Origin of the sequence: Streptomyces sp. NPDC052107, assembly GCF_040680215.1 — a bacterium.
GTDB lineage: Bacteria > Actinomycetota > Actinomycetes > Streptomycetales > Streptomycetaceae > Streptomyces.
The window spans coordinates 1-15,923 of record NZ_JBFAWG010000013.1; the positions used below are offsets into that span (position 1 = coordinate 1).

12 protein-coding genes and 1 pseudogene are annotated in these 15,923 nt (G+C 70.4%); 1 reads left to right on the forward strand and 12 read right to left on the reverse strand.

What is annotated here, in order from left to right; all coding sequences use genetic code 11:
• Positions 1-86 precede the first annotated feature (86 nt).
• The 8 genes and pseudogenes from AB0M27_RS16885 to AB0M27_RS16920 all read right to left on the reverse strand — a co-directional run.
• A pseudogene (locus tag AB0M27_RS16885) lies at positions 87-520 on the reverse strand (reverse transcriptase N-terminal domain-containing protein); the annotation flags it as partial.
• 741 nt (positions 521-1,261) lie between these two features.
• Positions 1,262-2,545 carry a thymidine phosphorylase gene (locus AB0M27_RS16890; RefSeq protein ID WP_365722362.1) on the reverse strand — a complete coding sequence of 428 codons (1,284 nt, stop codon included), beginning with the start codon at positions 2,543-2,545 and terminating at the stop codon, positions 1,262-1,264.
• A gap of 74 nt (positions 2,546-2,619) precedes the next feature.
• The gene (locus AB0M27_RS16895) at positions 2,620-3,024 is read right to left on the reverse strand and encodes a cytidine deaminase (RefSeq protein WP_365722364.1); all 405 of its coding nucleotides are present in this window, start codon (positions 3,022-3,024) and stop codon (positions 2,620-2,622) included.
• Complete coding sequence (locus AB0M27_RS16900; protein ID WP_365722366.1) at positions 3,021-4,307, reverse strand: ABC transporter permease; 1,287 nt, start codon at positions 4,305-4,307, stop codon at positions 3,021-3,023. Before AB0M27_RS16900 ends, AB0M27_RS16895 begins: the two co-directional genes overlap by 4 nt.
• Positions 4,307-5,434, reverse strand: a complete 1,128-nt coding sequence (locus AB0M27_RS16905; protein WP_365722368.1) for an ABC transporter permease — start codon at positions 5,432-5,434, stop codon at positions 4,307-4,309. The genes AB0M27_RS16900 and AB0M27_RS16905 overlap by 1 nt, the downstream gene beginning before the upstream one ends.
• A complete protein-coding gene (locus AB0M27_RS16910) occupies positions 5,431-6,957 on the reverse strand; it encodes an ABC transporter ATP-binding protein (protein ID WP_365722696.1) in 1,527 nt (508 codons plus the stop codon). The genes AB0M27_RS16905 and AB0M27_RS16910 overlap by 4 nt, the downstream gene beginning before the upstream one ends.
• 235 nt (positions 6,958-7,192) lie before the next feature.
• Entirely contained in the window at positions 7,193-8,248 is a 1,056-nt protein-coding gene (locus tag AB0M27_RS16915; protein ID WP_365722370.1) for a BMP family ABC transporter substrate-binding protein, read from the reverse strand.
• Positions 8,249-8,549: 301 nt separating this feature from the next.
• A complete protein-coding gene (locus tag AB0M27_RS16920; RefSeq protein ID WP_365722374.1) occupies positions 8,550-9,785 on the reverse strand; it encodes an amidohydrolase in 1,236 nt (411 codons plus the stop codon).
• A 234-nt stretch (positions 9,786-10,019) separates the two neighbouring features.
• Here AB0M27_RS16920 and AB0M27_RS16925 point away from each other — a divergent pair, with 234 nt between their 5' ends.
• The gene (locus AB0M27_RS16925) at positions 10,020-10,685 is read left to right on the forward strand and encodes a class I SAM-dependent methyltransferase (RefSeq protein ID WP_365722376.1); all 666 of its coding nucleotides are present in this window, start codon (positions 10,020-10,022) and stop codon (positions 10,683-10,685) included.
• Between the two features lie 520 nt (positions 10,686-11,205).
• On the opposite strand, the gene AB0M27_RS16930 is transcribed toward AB0M27_RS16925, so the two are convergent.
• The 4 genes from AB0M27_RS16930 to AB0M27_RS16945 are packed head-to-tail and all read right to left on the reverse strand — an operon-like array spanning position 11,206 to position 15,914.
• Positions 11,206-12,357 carry a hypothetical protein gene (locus tag AB0M27_RS16930; protein WP_365722378.1) on the reverse strand — a complete coding sequence of 384 codons (1,152 nt, stop codon included), beginning with the start codon at positions 12,355-12,357 and terminating at the stop codon, positions 11,206-11,208.
• Between the two features lie 44 nt (positions 12,358-12,401).
• Positions 12,402-13,340 carry an N-acetylneuraminate synthase family protein gene (locus AB0M27_RS16935; RefSeq protein WP_365722380.1) on the reverse strand — a complete coding sequence of 313 codons (939 nt, stop codon included), beginning with the start codon at positions 13,338-13,340 and terminating at the stop codon, positions 12,402-12,404.
• 13 nt (positions 13,341-13,353) lie between these two features.
• Positions 13,354-14,583: an N-acylneuraminate cytidylyltransferase gene (locus AB0M27_RS16940; protein ID WP_365722382.1), complete on the reverse strand. Its 1,230-nt coding sequence runs from the start codon at positions 14,581-14,583 to the stop codon at positions 13,354-13,356.
• 17 nt (positions 14,584-14,600) lie between these two features.
• Positions 14,601-15,914, reverse strand: a complete 1,314-nt coding sequence (locus AB0M27_RS16945; RefSeq protein WP_365722384.1) for a DUF6716 putative glycosyltransferase — start codon at positions 15,912-15,914, stop codon at positions 14,601-14,603.
• Positions 15,915-15,923: the final 9 nt, after the last annotated feature.

Here is a 15,923-nt window from a genome sequence, read left to right on the forward strand (position 1 = left end):
CCAGCCGCTGACCACTCAGCGCGTGGAACGGATGAGTCACCGCCAGGGAACCCAAGGACTGCTTGGACGACGCGGCACTATGCCGTGACCGTCGGAATACCCAAGGGGCGCTGCTTTCCGTTGGCTTTGGGAATGTACACACGCCGGACGGGCAGGGGCTTTCCAGGCGAGCGTTCCGCTGTGATCTCAGCAGCCTGCCGCCCTCGCGCGATCGGAGTGAGCGCGCGTTCCTGGTCGATCCCGGCCGTCCGACGGCCTGTGCTCTGCTGCGTCACCCGCTTCACGCTCACGAGCGTGTTCGAGTGGGACCGCAGCATGAGCTTCTGCAAGTTCCGGACCTTCTTCAGGTCCCCTTCCTGCGCGGCTGTGAAGATGCGCTGCCTCAGTCGCCGTACCGACGCCTCCGCCGTGGCCCAGTCGATGCTGTGCCAGGTCTGGGCGTAGTCCTCCGGTCCGTTCGCCGTCGTGGGAGACAGCGTCGCCATAGCGGTCACTGCCACACCTGCCTTCGGCATCCCACTTGCCCTTCGGTTCGGGGTTCTTCGCAGTTCTTCTTCACGGGCCTACCTGATCCGCGTGGGCTCCCTTTCGGGTCGGGGCATCGCCTCGTATCCGACGAGTTATGGGACACGGCTGAGGTTTCCGCTTCCTTTTCCTCTGGGCTTTCGCCCTGTCGGCGTTCGCTTCTCGGATCATCCTGTCCCGCTGGAGGCTTGGTCCTTCGTTACCTCCGGCTTACCGGGATCGCTCCCGGACTCCAACGGGGTTTCCACGTTCCACTCCCACAAGATGCGACCGGGGTGGGCTCCCTCTTAATCCCGGGCCCGACGGTGTCCTCCCCCTTCGGCGCCAATCCTCCGGGGTCGTCGTGCGCTCTTCCGCGCCAGGGCCTACTACCGCCGACTGCTCACCATCGACGCGGCTATGGAGTTACGGGACTTCGTCAAGGGTTCATTCTCATTAGCCCGTCCGGCCTTCCCCTCACCTGTTGCGGCTCGATGGCCATGCCGCTCTTGGGCTTGCGCTTCCGGCTTCACACCCCGCCGTTGCCAGCGACGCATGCGGAAGTGGGGACGGACCTTGGACACTGGTCCGGGATGACCTGCTCATGTCCTTCTTTCCTCCTGCGGGTCACCCCCTTGGGTGGAGCGACTTCGTGTCGCACTGGCGGTCTCCTATCGGTGCGTCACCGATCCCAGCATTCCGAAGGGGACCGGTGGAGGTCCACCGGTCCCCTTCACTCGAACGAGGAACTACCTGGTCAGGCGATACGTTCCAGCACCACCGGCGACGGCGTGAAGTCAGTGCCCGGCGCCGCGATGTCGTAGGAACCCTCCACCGCCTGCAGCGCGTACTCGAAGCGCTCCGGGGTGTCGGTGTGCAGCGTCAGCAGGGGCTGGCCCTCCTGCACGGTGTCGCCTGGCTTGGCGTGCATCTCGACGCCCGCCGCCGCCTGCACCGGGTCCTCCTTGCGGGCGCGACCGGCGCCCAGGCGCCAGGCGGCGATGCCGATGCCGTAGGCGTCCAGACGGGTCAGGACACCCGAGGACGGCGCCTTGATCACGTGCTGCTCCTTCGACGTGGGCAGCACGGCGTCCGGGTCGCCGCCCTGGGCCGCGATCATGCGGCGCCAGACGTCCATCGCCGAGCCGTCGGCCAGGGCCTTCGCCGGGTCGGCGTCCTTGATGCCGGCCGCTTCGAGCATCTCGCCGGCCAGGGCGATGGTCAGCTCGACCACGTCCGCGGGGCCGCCGCCCGCCAGGACCTCCACCGACTCGCGGACCTCGAGCGCGTTGCCGGCCGTCAGGCCCAGCGGGGTCGACATGTCCGTCAGGAGCGCCACCGTCTTCACGCCGTGGTCGGTGCCGAGGCCGACCATCGTGGTCGCCAGTTCGCGGGCGTCGTCCAGCGTCTTCATGAAGGCGCCGCTGCCCACCTTCACGTCGAGGACCAGGGAGCCCGTGCCCTCGGCGATCTTCTTCGACATGATCGAGGAGGCGATGAGCGGGATCGCCTCCACCGTGCCCGTCACGTCCCGCAGCGCGTACAGCTTCTTGTCCGCCGGGGCCAGGCCGTCGCCCGCCGCGCAGATCACCGCGCCCGTGGTGTCCAGGACGTTCAGCATCTCCTCGTTGGAGAGCAGGGCCCGCCAGCCGGGGATCGACTCCAGCTTGTCCAGCGTGCCGCCGGTGTGGCCGAGGCCCCGGCCGGAGAGCTGCGGGACGGCCGCGCCGCACGCCGCCACCAGCGGGGCCAGCGGCAGGGTGATCTTGTCGCCGACGCCGCCCGTCGAGTGCTTGTCCGCCGTCGGGCGGGACAGGGCCGAGAAGTCCATGCGCTCGCCGGAGGCGATCATGGCCGCCGTCCAGCGGGCGATCTCACGGCGGTTCATGCCGTTGAGCAGGATCGCCATGGCGAGCGCGGACATCTGCTCGTCGGCGACCTCGCCGCGGGTGTACGCGTCGATGACCCAGTCGATCTGCTCGTCGGTCAGCTCGCCGCGGTCCCGCTTGGTGCGGATCACGGAGATGGCGTCCATGGCCATGGCTGGTGGCTTCCTTCCGGGAGGTGCGAAGTGTGCGGCCCCCCTGCGAGCGGGACAGGGGGGCCGTACGGGACTTACTTGGTGAGATGGTCCGGGCCGAAGGCCTGGGGCAGCATCTCGGAGAGCGTGAGGACGCCCGCGGGGGTGTCCAGGAGGAGGTCCGGGCCGCCGAACTCGTACAGCAGCTGACGGCAGCGGCCGCACGGCACGAGCAGGCCGCCCTTGCCGTCCACGCAGGTGAAGTGCGTGAGGCGGCCGCCGCCCGTGCGCTGCAGGTCGGAGACCAGGCCGCACTCGGCGCACAGGCCGATGCCGTAGGAGGCGTTCTCCACGTTGCAGCCGGTGACCGTGCGGCCGTCGTCGACCCGGGCCGCCACGCCGACGGGGAAGCCGGAGTAGGGGGCGTACGCGTGGGACATCGCCTCACGCGCCACCTCTCGCAGCGCCTCCCAGTCGAACCCGGCGGTTTCCTCGGTCACTTGCCCTGACCCTTCCGGTAGCGCATACCGTCCGCCTTCGGCATCCGCAGGCGCTGCGCCGACAGCGACAGCACCAGCAGGGTGACGACGTACGGCGTGGCACCGACGAAGTCGCTCGGGACCTCGTCGGTGACCAGGTACCAGAGCAGCACCAGCGCGGCCACGATCAGGCTGATCGCGCCCTGCCACAGCGACGTGCGGTACAGCTTCCAGCCTGCCAGGGCGACGAGCAGGATGACCAGCAGGAGCAGCAGCGCGTGCACGGTCGTGCCGCCGTTGCGCAGCTGCAGGGCGTCGGAGTAGCCGAACAGGCCCGCGCCCATCGCGAGGCCGCCCGGACGCCAGTTGCCGAAGATCATCGCCGCGAGACCGATGTAACCGCGGCCACCGGTCTGGCCCTCCAGGTAGGTGTGCGAGGTGACCAGCGCCAGGAAGGCGCCGCCCAGGCCGGCGAGGCCGCCGGAGACGGCGACGGCCGCGTACTTGTACTTGTAGACGTTGACTCCGAGGGACTCGGCAGCGGTCGGGTTCTCGCCGCAGGAGCGCAGCCGCAGACCGAACGGGGTGCGCCACAGCAGCCACCAGCTGCCGACGAACAGCACCGCGGCCAGGATCGTGATCACGGACAGGTTGGTGATCAGACCGCCGATGATGCCGGCGAGGTCGGAGACCAGGAACCAGTGGTGCTTCTCGATCGAGGAGAGGCCGTCGGAGAGGCCGGGCACGGTGACCTGCGGCAGCGAGTCGACCGGCGGGGACTGCTTGGGGTTGCCGCCCGCGTCGGCCGCGCTGCCGCCCGCGAAGAACAGCTTGGCGAGGTACTGGGTGGCACCGAGCGCGAGCAGGTTGATCGCGACACCGGAGACGATGTGGTCGACGCCGAAGGTGACGGTGGCGACGGCGTGCAGCAGGCCGCCGAGGACACCGAAGCCGATGCCGCACAGCAGGCCGAGCCAGGGGCTGGACTGCCAGCCGACCCAGCCGGCGCCGAAGGTGCCGAGGATCATCATGCCCTCGAGGCCGATGTTGACCACACCGGACCGCTCGGACCACAGGCCCGCGAGGCCGGCGAGGCCGATCGGCACGGCGAGGCCGAGCGCGGCGCTGACCTGCCCGGCGGAGTCCAGCTGGTTGGAGCCGGTGATCAGGCGGACCGCGGCCAGGAGCAGCAGCGCACCCGCGACGAACAGGAGGATCTGGCCGAAGGAGCGGCCCGAGCGCTGCGGCGCGCCCGCCGCCTTGGGCGCCGCGGGCGGCGGCGTGTCGGTCATCGTGGCAGTCATCACGCCACCTCCTGCTTCTTCGTCGGGGCGGCGGGCTGGGCGGCGAGTTCGGCGCCGACCTTCTGCTGCTGGCGCTTGAGGCCGTAGCGGCGTACGACCTCGTAGGCGATCACGACGCACAGGACGATGACGCCCTGGATGACGCCGAGGATCTCCTTGTCGTAGCCCTGGAACTCCAGGTGGTTGGTGGTGCGCTCCAGGAAGCCCCAGAGCAGCGCGCCGAGCGCGATGCCGATCGGGTGGTTGCGGCCGAGCAGCGCGATGGCGATGCCGGTGAAGCCGATGCCGACCGGGAAGTCGTTGCTGAACGCGTAGGAGTCGTTGAGCAGGGTCGGCATGCCGATCAGACCGGCCACCGCACCCGAGATGATCATGCTGGTCGCGATCATCTTCTTCACGGACACACCGCTCGCGGAGGCCGCGCTCTCGGACTGGCCGACGGTGCGCAGGTCGAAGCCGAACCGGGTGCGGCCGAGCACGAACCAGTACGCGACACCCACGGCCACGGCGATGAAGATGAAGCCCCACAGCTGCCCGGCCGGACCGGTGTTGATGCTGAAGAAGTACGAGGACGACGGCAGTGGCTTGGTGGAGACGACGGTGCCGCCCTGTTCCAGCTGGGCCAGCTTTCCGGGCTGCAGCAGGTAGGCGATGATCGCGGTGGCGATCGAGTTCAGCATGATGGTCGAGATGACCTCGCTGACGCCTCGCGTCACCTTCAGGACGCCGGCGATGGCCGCCCACAGGGCGCCGGTCGCCATGGCGCAGATGAGGATCAGCGGGATGGCGATCCAGCCGGGCACGGTCAGCGCCCCGCCGAGGACGGCGGCGAAGAACGCGGCGAGCCGGTACTGGCCGTCGACACCGATGTTGAACAGGTTCATCCGGAAGCCGATGGCGACCGAGACACCCGCGAGGTAGTACGTCGTCGCCTTGTTCAGGATGTAGACCTGGCTGTCGCTGGCGAAGCCGTAGGTCATCATGTCGCTGAACGCGTCGCCGGGGTTCTTGCCGGTCGCGAGGATCACCAGGGCGGTGACGACGAGCGCGGCGATGACCGCGAGCACCGGCGCGGCGAGGCCGAGGAGCAGCCGCTCCTTGTCGATCCGTGAGGTCAGCTTGTTCATCGCTCGTCGTCCTCTGTGTGCTCCAGGTGGCCAGTGGCCGCACCCGTCATGGCGGAGCCCAGCTCTTCGGGGGTGATGGTGGCGGGGTCGGCGTCGGCGACCAGGCGGCCGCGGTACATCACCCGCAGGGTGTCGGAGAGCCCGATCAGCTCGTCCAGGTCCGCGGAGATCAGCAGGACGGCCAGTCCCTCGCGGCGGGCCTCGCGGATGTAGTCCCAGATGGCCGCCTGCGCGCCGACGTCCACACCGCGGGTGGGGTGGGCGGCGATGAGCAGCTTGGGGTCGTGGCTCATCTCGCGGCCGACGATCAGCTTCTGCTGGTTGCCGCCGGACAGCGAGGCCGCGGTCACGTCGATACCTGGGGTGCGGACGTCGTACGCCTGCACGATCCGCTCGGTGTCGGCGCGGGCCCCCTTGATGTCGAGGAGCTGGCCGCGGGAGTTGGGCTTCTCACTGACGTGACCGAGGATGCGGTTCTCCCACAGCGGGGCTTCCAGCAGCAGGCCGTGGCGGTGGCGGTCCTCGGGGATGTAGCCGATGCCGGCCTCGCGGCGGTCGCGGGTCGGGGTGTTGGAGATGTCGGTGCCGTCGAGCGTGACGACGCCGGCGTCCGGGTGGCGCATGCCCATGATCGCCTCGACCAGTTCGGACTGGCCGTTGCCCTCCACACCGGCGATGCCGAGGACCTCGCCCTTGTGGATGGTGAAGGAGATCTGGTCCAGGATGATCCGCTCGATGCCCTCGAGGTCGGTCTGCGCGAGGTGCAGCCCCTCCACCTTCAGCATCGGGACGTCCGTGACGGTGGACTCCGCGGTCTCCGGGGTGGGCAGCTCGGCGCCGACCATCAGCTCGGCGAGCTGCTTGGGGGTGGTGCCCCGCGGCGAGACCGTGCCGACGGTGGTGCCGCGCCGGATGACGGTGATCTCGTCGGCGACCGACAGCACCTCGCCCAGCTTGTGGGAGATGAAGATGACGGTGAGGCCCTCGGACTTCAGCTCGCGCAGGTTGTCGAAGAGCGCGTCGACCTCCTGCGGCACGAGCACGGCCGTCGGCTCGTCGAGGATGAGTGTCCTGGCGCCGCGGTAGAGGACCTTGAGGATCTCCACGCGCTGGCGGTCGGCGACGCCCAGCTCCTCCACCAGCACGTCCGGACGGACGTTCAGGCCGTACGCGTCCGAGATCTCCTTGATCTTGGTGCGGGCCTTGTTGCCGATGCCGTACAGCTTCTCCGCGCCGAGGACGACGTTCTCCAGCACGGTGAGGTTGTCGGCGAGCATGAAGTGCTGGTGCACCATGCCGATGCCGCGGGCGATGGCGTCGCCGGGGTTGTGGAAGGTGACCTGTTCGCAGTCCACCGTGATGGTGCCCTCGTCCGGCTGCTGCATGCCGTAGAGGATCTTCATCAGGGTGGACTTGCCGGCGCCGTTCTCACCGCACAGGGCGTGGACGGTGCCCGTGCGGACCGTGATGTCGATGTCGCGGTTGGCGACGACGCCGGGGAAGCGCTTGGTGATGCCGCGCAGTTCGACGGCAGCGGGAGGGCTGGACGCGTTGATGGCGCACTCTCCTCGAGGAAAGGGGCTGCATGGGGGAGGTGGCGGGCGTCGGCGACGCTAGCGCGGCAACTCCGCGCTACACGCGTAGAGTTGACACATTGTTATGGCTCGGCGGGGGCCCCGGAAGGCGCCCCAGCGCCGAGCCTCAAGTCCCACGGTACGGCCGGACCGTCGGGTCGACGGTCCGGCCGTACCGATCGGGTCACGGGGTCGTCTTGACCTTGATCTGACCGTCGACGATCTTCTTCTTCGCCGCGTCCAGCTTGGGCTGGATGTCGCTGATGAAGCCACCACTGGTGGCCAGCGAGACACCGTCCTTGTCCAGCGAGTAGACGTTGTTGCCGGTCAGCGGCTTGCCGTCGTGGACGGACTTGATGAAGTCGTACACACCGACGTCGACGTTCTTGACCATGGAGGTCAGGATCGCGTTCTTGTACTTGGCCAGACCCGGGATGTTGTACTGGTCCGAGTCCACGCCGATGGCCCAGGCGCCCTTCTTGCCGCTGACGGCCTCGATCGCGCCGTTGCCGGAGGAGCCGGCCGCCGTGTAGACGACGTCGGCGCCGTTGTCCAGCATGCCCTGCGCTGCCTCCTTGCCCTTGTCGGGGCTGGAGAAGCCGGACAGGTCGGTGCCGTGGCTCAGGTACTGGACGTCGACCTTGACCTTCGGGTCGGTGTCGTGGACGCCCTGGACGTAACCCGCCTCGAACTTCTTGATCAGCGGGGTGTCGACACCGCCGACGAAGCCGACGTGCTTCGCCTTGGTCTTCAGCGCCGCGGCGACACCGGCGAGGTAGGAGCCCTGCTCCTCGGTGAAGGTGATGCTGTCGGCGTTGGGCGCGTTCACGACCGAGTCGACGATGCCGAAGCTGGCCTTCGGGTACTGCTTCGAGACCTTCTCCACGGCCGTGGCGTAGGAGAAACCGACCGCCACGATCGGGTTGTAGCCAGCCTGGGCCAGGTCCGACAGCCGCTGCTCGCGGTCGGCCTCGGTGTCGGAGGTCTTGGCGGTCAGCTCCTTGATGGAGCCGCCGAACTCCTTCTCGGCCTTGTCGGCACCGCGCGCGGCGGAGTCGTTGAAGGAACGGTCACCACGGCCGCCGACGTCGTAGGCGAGGCCGATCTTGATGCCCTTGCCGCCACCCGAGGAGGACGGCGAGGCGTTGTTGTCGGAGGACGTGCTGCCACACGCGGTGGCAGTCACGGCGAGAGCTGCGGTCGCAAAGCACGCAGCGGAAAGCTTGGCTACCCGGCGCACGGGAAGGCTCCTTCACCTGACCTGAGCGCCGTGTCGGCGCTTGATGTGAGCACCATGCCAGTGCTCGAGCCGAAACGCCCCGGCGGCGTCGGCTTCGCGGCATCGTAACGCGCGTAGATGTCGCAAAAAACCCTCTCGCGAAGCCGTTATCGATTCGAGGCAAACAGCATCTGAACTCGGTCTCCCCGTCCTCTCATGGCCGTGTTGCACAGCGTGCACGAATGGCTTACGAGTGTGTTGCGCCGGCCAGGGCGAAGGCCCCCGGGCTCCCGTCTCGGGGGCGCCCCCGGGGCCGCCCTGCTCAGCCCTGTACGTCGTTCGGCTCCAGGAAGGCCGCCGCCGTGAACATTTCCACGCCGACCGTGATCGCGTGCTCGTCGGCGTCGAAGTCGCCCTGGTGAAGATCGCGTACGGTGCGCTCGCCGGGCTTGCGGACGCCGAGCCGGGCCATGGCGCCGGGTACGTGCTCCAGGTACCAGGAGAAGTCCTCGCCGCCGAGGCTCTGCTCGGTGCTCTCGACCGAGTCCCGGCCGCGGCGCGCCGCCATCGCCCGGCGCAGCAGCTCGGTCGACTCCCGGTCGTTGACGACGGGCGGCACCCCGCGCACATAGGTGATCTCGGACTTGGCGCGGTGCATGGTGGCGACCTCGTCGATGGCCGCGTGCACGATGTCGGGGGCCTGCCGCCAGGCATCCAGGTCCAGGCAGCGCAAGGTCCCGGACAGCTCGGCGTGCTGCGGGATCACGTTCGGGGCGTGCCCCGACTCGATCCGCCCCCAGGTCAGCGCCAGCCCGGCCCGGGTGTCGACGCGGCGGGCGATCAGCGCGGGCACGTCGACGGCGACCCGGGCGGCGGCGGTGACGAGGTCGGTGGTCAGATGCGGCCGGGCGGTGTGCCCGCCGGGCCCGTCCAGGGCGATCTCCAGCCGGTCGCAGGCGCTCGTGATCGCACCGTGCCGCAGCCCGATCTTCCCTGCGTCGACGCGGGGGTCGCAGTGCACCGCGAGGATCCGCTCGACCCCCTTCAGCGCCCCGTCCTCGATGGCGTCCAGCGCGCCACCGGGCAGCACCTCCTCGGCGGGCTGGAAGAGCAGCCGCACCGGCCGGGACAGCAGGCCCTTGGCGTGCAGGTCGGCGAGCACGAGCCCGGCGCCGAGCACGACGGTCGTGTGCACGTCGTGCCCGCACGCATGCGCCCGGTCGGGCACGGTCGACCGGTACGAGCAGTCACTCTTCGTGTCCGGGATGGGCAGGGCGTCGATGTCCGCGCGCAGGGCCAGCAGTGGTACGGCCGGCCGTTCACCCTCCGTCAGACCGATGTCACAGACGAGTCCGGTTCCCTTGGCGAGCACCCGGGGCCGAAGCCCGGCCAGCTCCAGCCGCTCCTTGATCGCGGCGGTCGTACGGAACTCCTGATTGCCCAGCTCAGGGTGCATGTGCAAGTCGCGACGGAAGGCGACGAGTTCGGCGTGCAGGGCTTCGCTCAGCGCGCCGGGGAGCACATCCCCCGCGAGGCCGGCCTCGGACTCTAGGGACATCAATTGCTTCACCCTCTGAAGGGTAGGACGCCCGGCTGGTCAACTACCCCTCGATCAACAAAAGTTCAGCCCGTTTGGGGGAAGAAAATCTGACCGGCGGACGCATGGCGACGGACACGGATGGGTAAAACCTCTGTTTCTCCTTCCACGCATACCACGCCTCCCCACACTCACGCGCGTCATGTCCACGAACCGGACCCCGCCCCGCACCCCCGGCCGGTAGGGTCCGGGCCCGTGACGGACGCGACCGAGACCTTCCTGCAGACGACCCGCACCTCCTACGACGCGATCGCCAAGGATTACGCCGCCCAGTTCCCCGCCGGCGGCTGGCATCCTCTGGACCGCACCGTGATCACCGCCTTCGCCGAGCTGGTCACCAGGCACGGCACGGCCCCCGTGGCCGACCTGGGCAGCGGCCCCGGCCATGTCACCGCGCTCCTCGACGGGCTGGGCGTCCCGGCCTTCGGCGTCGACATCTCCCCCGCCATGGTGGCGCTGGCCCGCGACACCTACCCCCGACTGCGCTTCCACACCGGTTCCATGACGTCCCTGGACCTGCCGGACGCCACCCTGGGCGGCATCCTCGCCCTGTACTCGACGATCCACGTCCCGGACGCCCACCTGCCGGCGGCCTGCGCGGAATTCCACCGCACCCTCCAGCCCGGCGGCCACGCCCTCCTCGCCTTCCAGACCGCCGGCGCACCCGGCCACCTGCACCTCCCGGAGCGCTTCGGCCACGAGATCGACCTGGACTACTACTGGCGCACCCCGGAGCAGCTCACCGCGGTACTGACGGAGGCCGGCCTGGAACTGGTGGCGACGGTGCGCCGGGAACCGACCGGCGAGGAGACCCGATCCCGGGCATTCGTACTGGCCCGCAAGCCCGACCCCCGAGTGTGAGCCGACCTGGTGACCTACGTGGCTGCCGACACCACGAGCGCCCCGGTGTCCCCGAGCGGCTGACCGCCCGACCCCCGATTGGCGGATCTGTACCAGCCCCCTGCAGCAAAGCCGCAGGTCAGCCGACAGCGGCAGACAGGCGCGCGGAACGAATCCGCCAATCCCCCCGCCGGCTCACCCCCGCCGGCTCACGACCATCAACTCCACTCCCGGCAGTCCGCCCACCTCCCGCAGCCGCCGAGCCCACCCGGCGTGCATGCGAAGCGTGCCCCGCGCCCTCTGCGGCGCGGGGCGCGAACGCAGCCGACCCAAGGGCCCGACTCCGCCGAGCCGCGCACCGATGGGCCATCGCCGAAGGCGACGCGGAGTGGAGAGCAGCGGGACGCAGCGCCCTCGACTCGGCTCGCGGAAGCACGACACCGGCCGAAGAAGCGGGTGGCCCCACGGCCACATGCTCACGCCGGCCTCCGGACCTCACCGTGCGGGACCTCACCCCGCCCGCCCAGCCGGTCGCCGCCCCCTAAGCCAACCGCGTGACCGCCGTCAGACGGTGCACGTCCCGGGCCGTGCCCGTCACGCCCGACAGGAAGCTCTGCGCTCGCGGTGACGCGTTCTCCGTGAGCCAGGCGGGGTCGATGTCGCACACCGCCACCCGTACCCCCGTGCCCGCCAGGGCCAGCGGCAGGGTGTGGACGACGGTCGACGGGAAGCTGAGGATCGTACGGCCGATCGGGCCCCGGCGGGCGATCAGCTCCAGGGGGAGATCCGGGCGGACTATCTCCAGGCCGGTCTCGGCGGCCAGGCGGTGGAGCTTGTCCGTGCTCTCCCTGCGGTGCGCGAAATAGCGCGTCGCACCGTGCGTCTTGGCCAGGTGACGGACCGCCCCCAGATAGGCGTCATCGTCCACGACCCCTGTCTCCACCAGGGACGTCCCCACCATGTCGGCCCCCTTGGTGATGCGCGGGGGCCCGAAGCGGGCGCGGGTCCAGGAGAAGTCGTTGGCCGTGACCGTCACCCCGTCCGGGGTCTCCGTCACCGGCATGGAGGAGAAGACCTCGACCCTGCGGCGCGCGCTCGGCGTCAGCCGGCGCCGGGCCGAGGACGACACGGGGGCGAACAGCAGATCGCGCGCCCCCGGGCGGCCGCCCTTGCGGTGCCAGCGGACCAGCCGCTCGCCGTGGGCCAGCTGGGCGACGAACTCCATCGTCGCCGTGCCGTCGTCGACCACGACCAGGTCCTTCGCCCGCGTGATCGTCAACAGCAACTGCACATACCGTGAGAACGGGTCGCCCATCACGATCCGGTCGGCCCGGCGGAGCGCGCCCGCCAGGCCGCCGATCGTCGAGAAGGGCGCGGCCGGGCCGCCCCGCGCCTCCTCCCAGCGCACCCGGTACCCCTCGTCCCGGGCCAGGTCCGCCATGCGGCGCAGCTGGCCCCGGGTCATGGGGTCGGTCGGGGACAGGACGACCACCGTGAGGTCCGCGCCGGTCCGTGGGAGGTCGCCGGCCACCGTCCGCCGCACCTGTGCGGGCACGGACGGCAGCGGGTCCGGCTCCGCTCCGCGCAGGCCGTGCAGATGCGCCCACTCCAGCACGTTGAGCAGCTGGACCGGGCTCTCCACGAAGGCGAGCGTGCGGGGAGGGTGGCCGGCTCGACCGGCGCGGGGGCTCATCGGCGTACGACCGTCCCGTCCTAAGGGAATCAAGAGGCCAGTGCTCAGACGGTGACCGGCTCGCCGGCCGCGGCCGCGATCTCCGCCTCGGCGACGGCACCGGCGACGCGGCGCAGCTTCTTCATCGGGCCGAGCTCGGAGTCGTAGACCTTCTTGACGCCGTCGCCGAGGGAGGCCTCGATGGTGCGGATGTCACGGACGAGGCGCGTGAGGCCCTGCGGCTCGACGGAGGCGGCCTGGTCGGAGCCCCACATGGCGCGGTCGAGGGTGATGTGACGCTCGACGAACACGGCGCCCAGCGCCACCGCCGCCAGCGTCGTCTGCAGGCCGGTCTCGTGGCCGGAGTAGCCGATCGGGACGTTCGGGTACTCCTTCTCCAGCGTGTTGATCACGCGGAGGTTCAGCTCCTCGGCCTTGGCCGGGTAGGTGGAGGTGGCGTGGCACATGAGGATGTTGTCGCTGCCCAGGACCTCGACCGCGTGGCGGATCTGCTTCGGGGTCGACATGCCCGTGGAGAGGATGACCGTGCGGCCGGTGGCACGCAGCGCGCGCAGCAGCTCGTCGTCGGTCAGGGAGGCGGAGGCCACCTTGTGGGCCGGCAGGTCGAACTTCTCCAGGAAGGCGACGGCCTCGGTGTCCCACGGGGAGGCGAACCAGTCGATCCCCTTCTCCTTGCAGTACTCGTCGATCTGGCGGTACTCGTCCTCACCGAACTCCACCCGGTGGCGGTAGTCGATGTAGGTCATCCGGCCCCAGGGGGTGTCGCGCTCGATGTCCCACTGGTCGCGCGGGGTGCAGATCTCCGGGGTGCGCTTCTGGAACTTGACCGCGTCGCAGCCGGCCTCGGCGGCCACGTCGATCAGCTTGAAGGCGTTCTCCAGCTCACCGTTGTGGTTGATGCCGATCTCGCCGCAGATGTAGACGGGCTTTCCGGGGCCGACCTCGCGGGAACCGAACGTACGCAGACGGGAGTTGGTGCTCATCAGGGAGATGTCCTTACTTGGGGAGGGAATCGAGAGAGGGGCCGAGGATCCAGCTGGCGATCTCTCGGATCGCGCCGTCACCGCCAGGCACGGTGGTGACCGCGCGTGCGGCGCCGCGTACGACGTCGTGGGCGCTCGCGACCGCCACGGGCCAGCCGACGAGGGCGAAGCACGGCAGGTCGTTGACGTCGTTGCCGACGTAGAGCACGCGCTCCGGCGCGATGCCCTGCTCCTCGCACCACTGCTTGAGGGCGAGGTCCTTGCGGTCGATGCCGTGCAGCACCGGGAGCTTGAGCTTCCGGGCGCGGGCGGCGACCACAGGGTTCTGTTCCGTGGACAGGATCAGCATCTTCAGGCCGCTCCTGCGGAGGGCCGCGATGCCGAGTCCGTCGCCGCGGTGCACGGAGACGAACTCCCGTCCGTCGGAGTCGATCAGCACCCGGTCGTCGGTCTGGGTGCCGTCGAAGTCCAGTACGACCGCGTCGATGTCGTCGGCGGTCGGCAGCGAACCGGGACGGTCCGCGTCGAAGAGGGGCGCCAGGGCGCGGGCCCGGGCGAGGTCGTGCGGGTCGTCGATCTCCAGGACCCGGGCGGGGTCGGTGCGGACGAGTTCCGTACGGCCGAAGAAGCGGTGCTGGTGCTTGCGGAAACCTGCCGCGTCCATCGCGTAGGCGGCGCCGGTCTCCAGGAAGTCCTGGGGGCGGTCCTGGCGGCGCGGGCGGTAGGACTTGTCGTGGTTGACGCCCACCCCGCCCTCGGTCTCCGCGTCGGCCTCGCGCCAGATGAAGCCGTGGAACGGGGCCACGGTCACCGCCGTGTCCGCGCCGTTCTCGACGACCGCGCCGGCCACCCCGTCGATGTCCTCGCGGACGATGAAGGGGCTGGTGCACTGCACGAGCAGGACCACGTCGACCGGTGCGCCGTGCAGCGCCTCGTGGGCGTCCATGGCGTGCAGGACCGCGGCCTCGGAGGTCGCCGTGTCCCCGGCGATGGCGGCGGGCCGCAGCACGACCTCGGCGCCTGCCTCCCGGGCGGCGGCGGCGATGGCCTGGTCGTCGGTGGAGACGACAACGTCGGTCACCAGCCGGGTCGCCCGGCACTCGCGCACCGCGCGCGCCACCAGCGGGACCCCGCCGACGGGCGCGAGGTTCTTCGCGGGCACGCCCTTGGAGCCGCCGCGCGCGGGAATCACCGCGAGCACCCGGCGCACCGTCGCGCCTTGGCCCGCTTCCGGGTTGGACATGGGGTCTCCTTGGATGGTCACAGCTCCCCCATCCGGCGGATCACCGGAGCGACCCGCTGCACGCCGTGGCGGTAGGCGCCACGCGCGGCACGGCGCACGATCTGGCGGACCGGTCCGGGCTCCTTGTCGGCGGCCGGCGCGCCGGGCAGCGGGACGCCGTCGGGGCCGAGGTGGTGCCGGGCGAGGATGCCGGGCAGATAGCCGGGCGCGGTCTCGGGGGTGTAGTAGGGGTTCAGGGGCGGCAGGCCGCCGGGGCGGTCGAGCAGCCTGGCGATGCGTTCGCGGGCGGTGTCGAAGGCCGTGGCGTAGGTGCCGTCGGCGGCGACGCCCTGCCGGGCCACCCACTCCGCGTCCGGCACCGGCCGGTGCCCGGCGTCGAGCTGGTCCCAGGAGGCGAGGCACCCGGAGCCGGTGAAGTGGTGGTTGCCGAGCACCTCGCGCACGCCCAGGTCGGTCAGGATCACCGTGGGGATGCGGCGGTGCAGGGCCTCAAGGGCGGCCGTGGAGCTGACCGTGACCAGCAGGTCGGTGCGGTCCAGCACCTCGCCCATGTGGCCATACACCAGGCGGAAGTTGGCGGGCAGGTCCTTGCCCTGCGCCAGCTTCTGGTACGGCAGCTCCTCGATGTGGGTGGTGTGTTCGCCCGGCTTGGAGCGCAGCTTCAGCAGCACCTCGCGCTCGGGGTGCTTCCGGGCGTGCTCGATCAGCCGGTCGAGCAGGTACGTACGGTCCTTGCGGCTGTCCGGGACGGACGGCTGGGCCGCGAACACGACGGTGTACGGCTCGTGTTCACCGGTGTACGGCGCCCCGCCGAGGAAGGGCAGCGCGACCTCGGTGACCGAGGAGGCGTCGGCGCCCACGCCCTCGTACACGGCCCGGAACCGGTCCGCGTCGTGCCGGGAGTTGGCGAGGACGAGGTCCGCGCCGTGCCGCAGCAGCAGGCCGTCGGCGAGCTTCTCGTAGACGACACCGACGTACCCGGTGACGACGACGGGACGCTCGCCGGCGCCCGCCCAGGTGGCGCGCAGTCCGTGCAGCATGGCCTGGACGCCGCCGCCGACGAGCGCGAGGATGAGGACGTCGTACGACGACTCACCCATGGCACGCAGGAACTCGACGCCGGTGACCTCGCGGAGCGAGTCCGCCCGGACGCCGACCTCTTTCAGCTGGCGGGCTGTCGGGGTGGCGCGCCCCCGCAGGAGGTAGCCGTCGAGCCGGATCTCGGCGTCCGCGGGAGCGAGGCGTTGCGCGGTGAGCGCGCCCCACTTCCACCGGGTGTCCGAATCGGCGAGGACGGCGACCCGCAGGGACTTCGTAGCACTTGCTGGCACGCCGAAGAC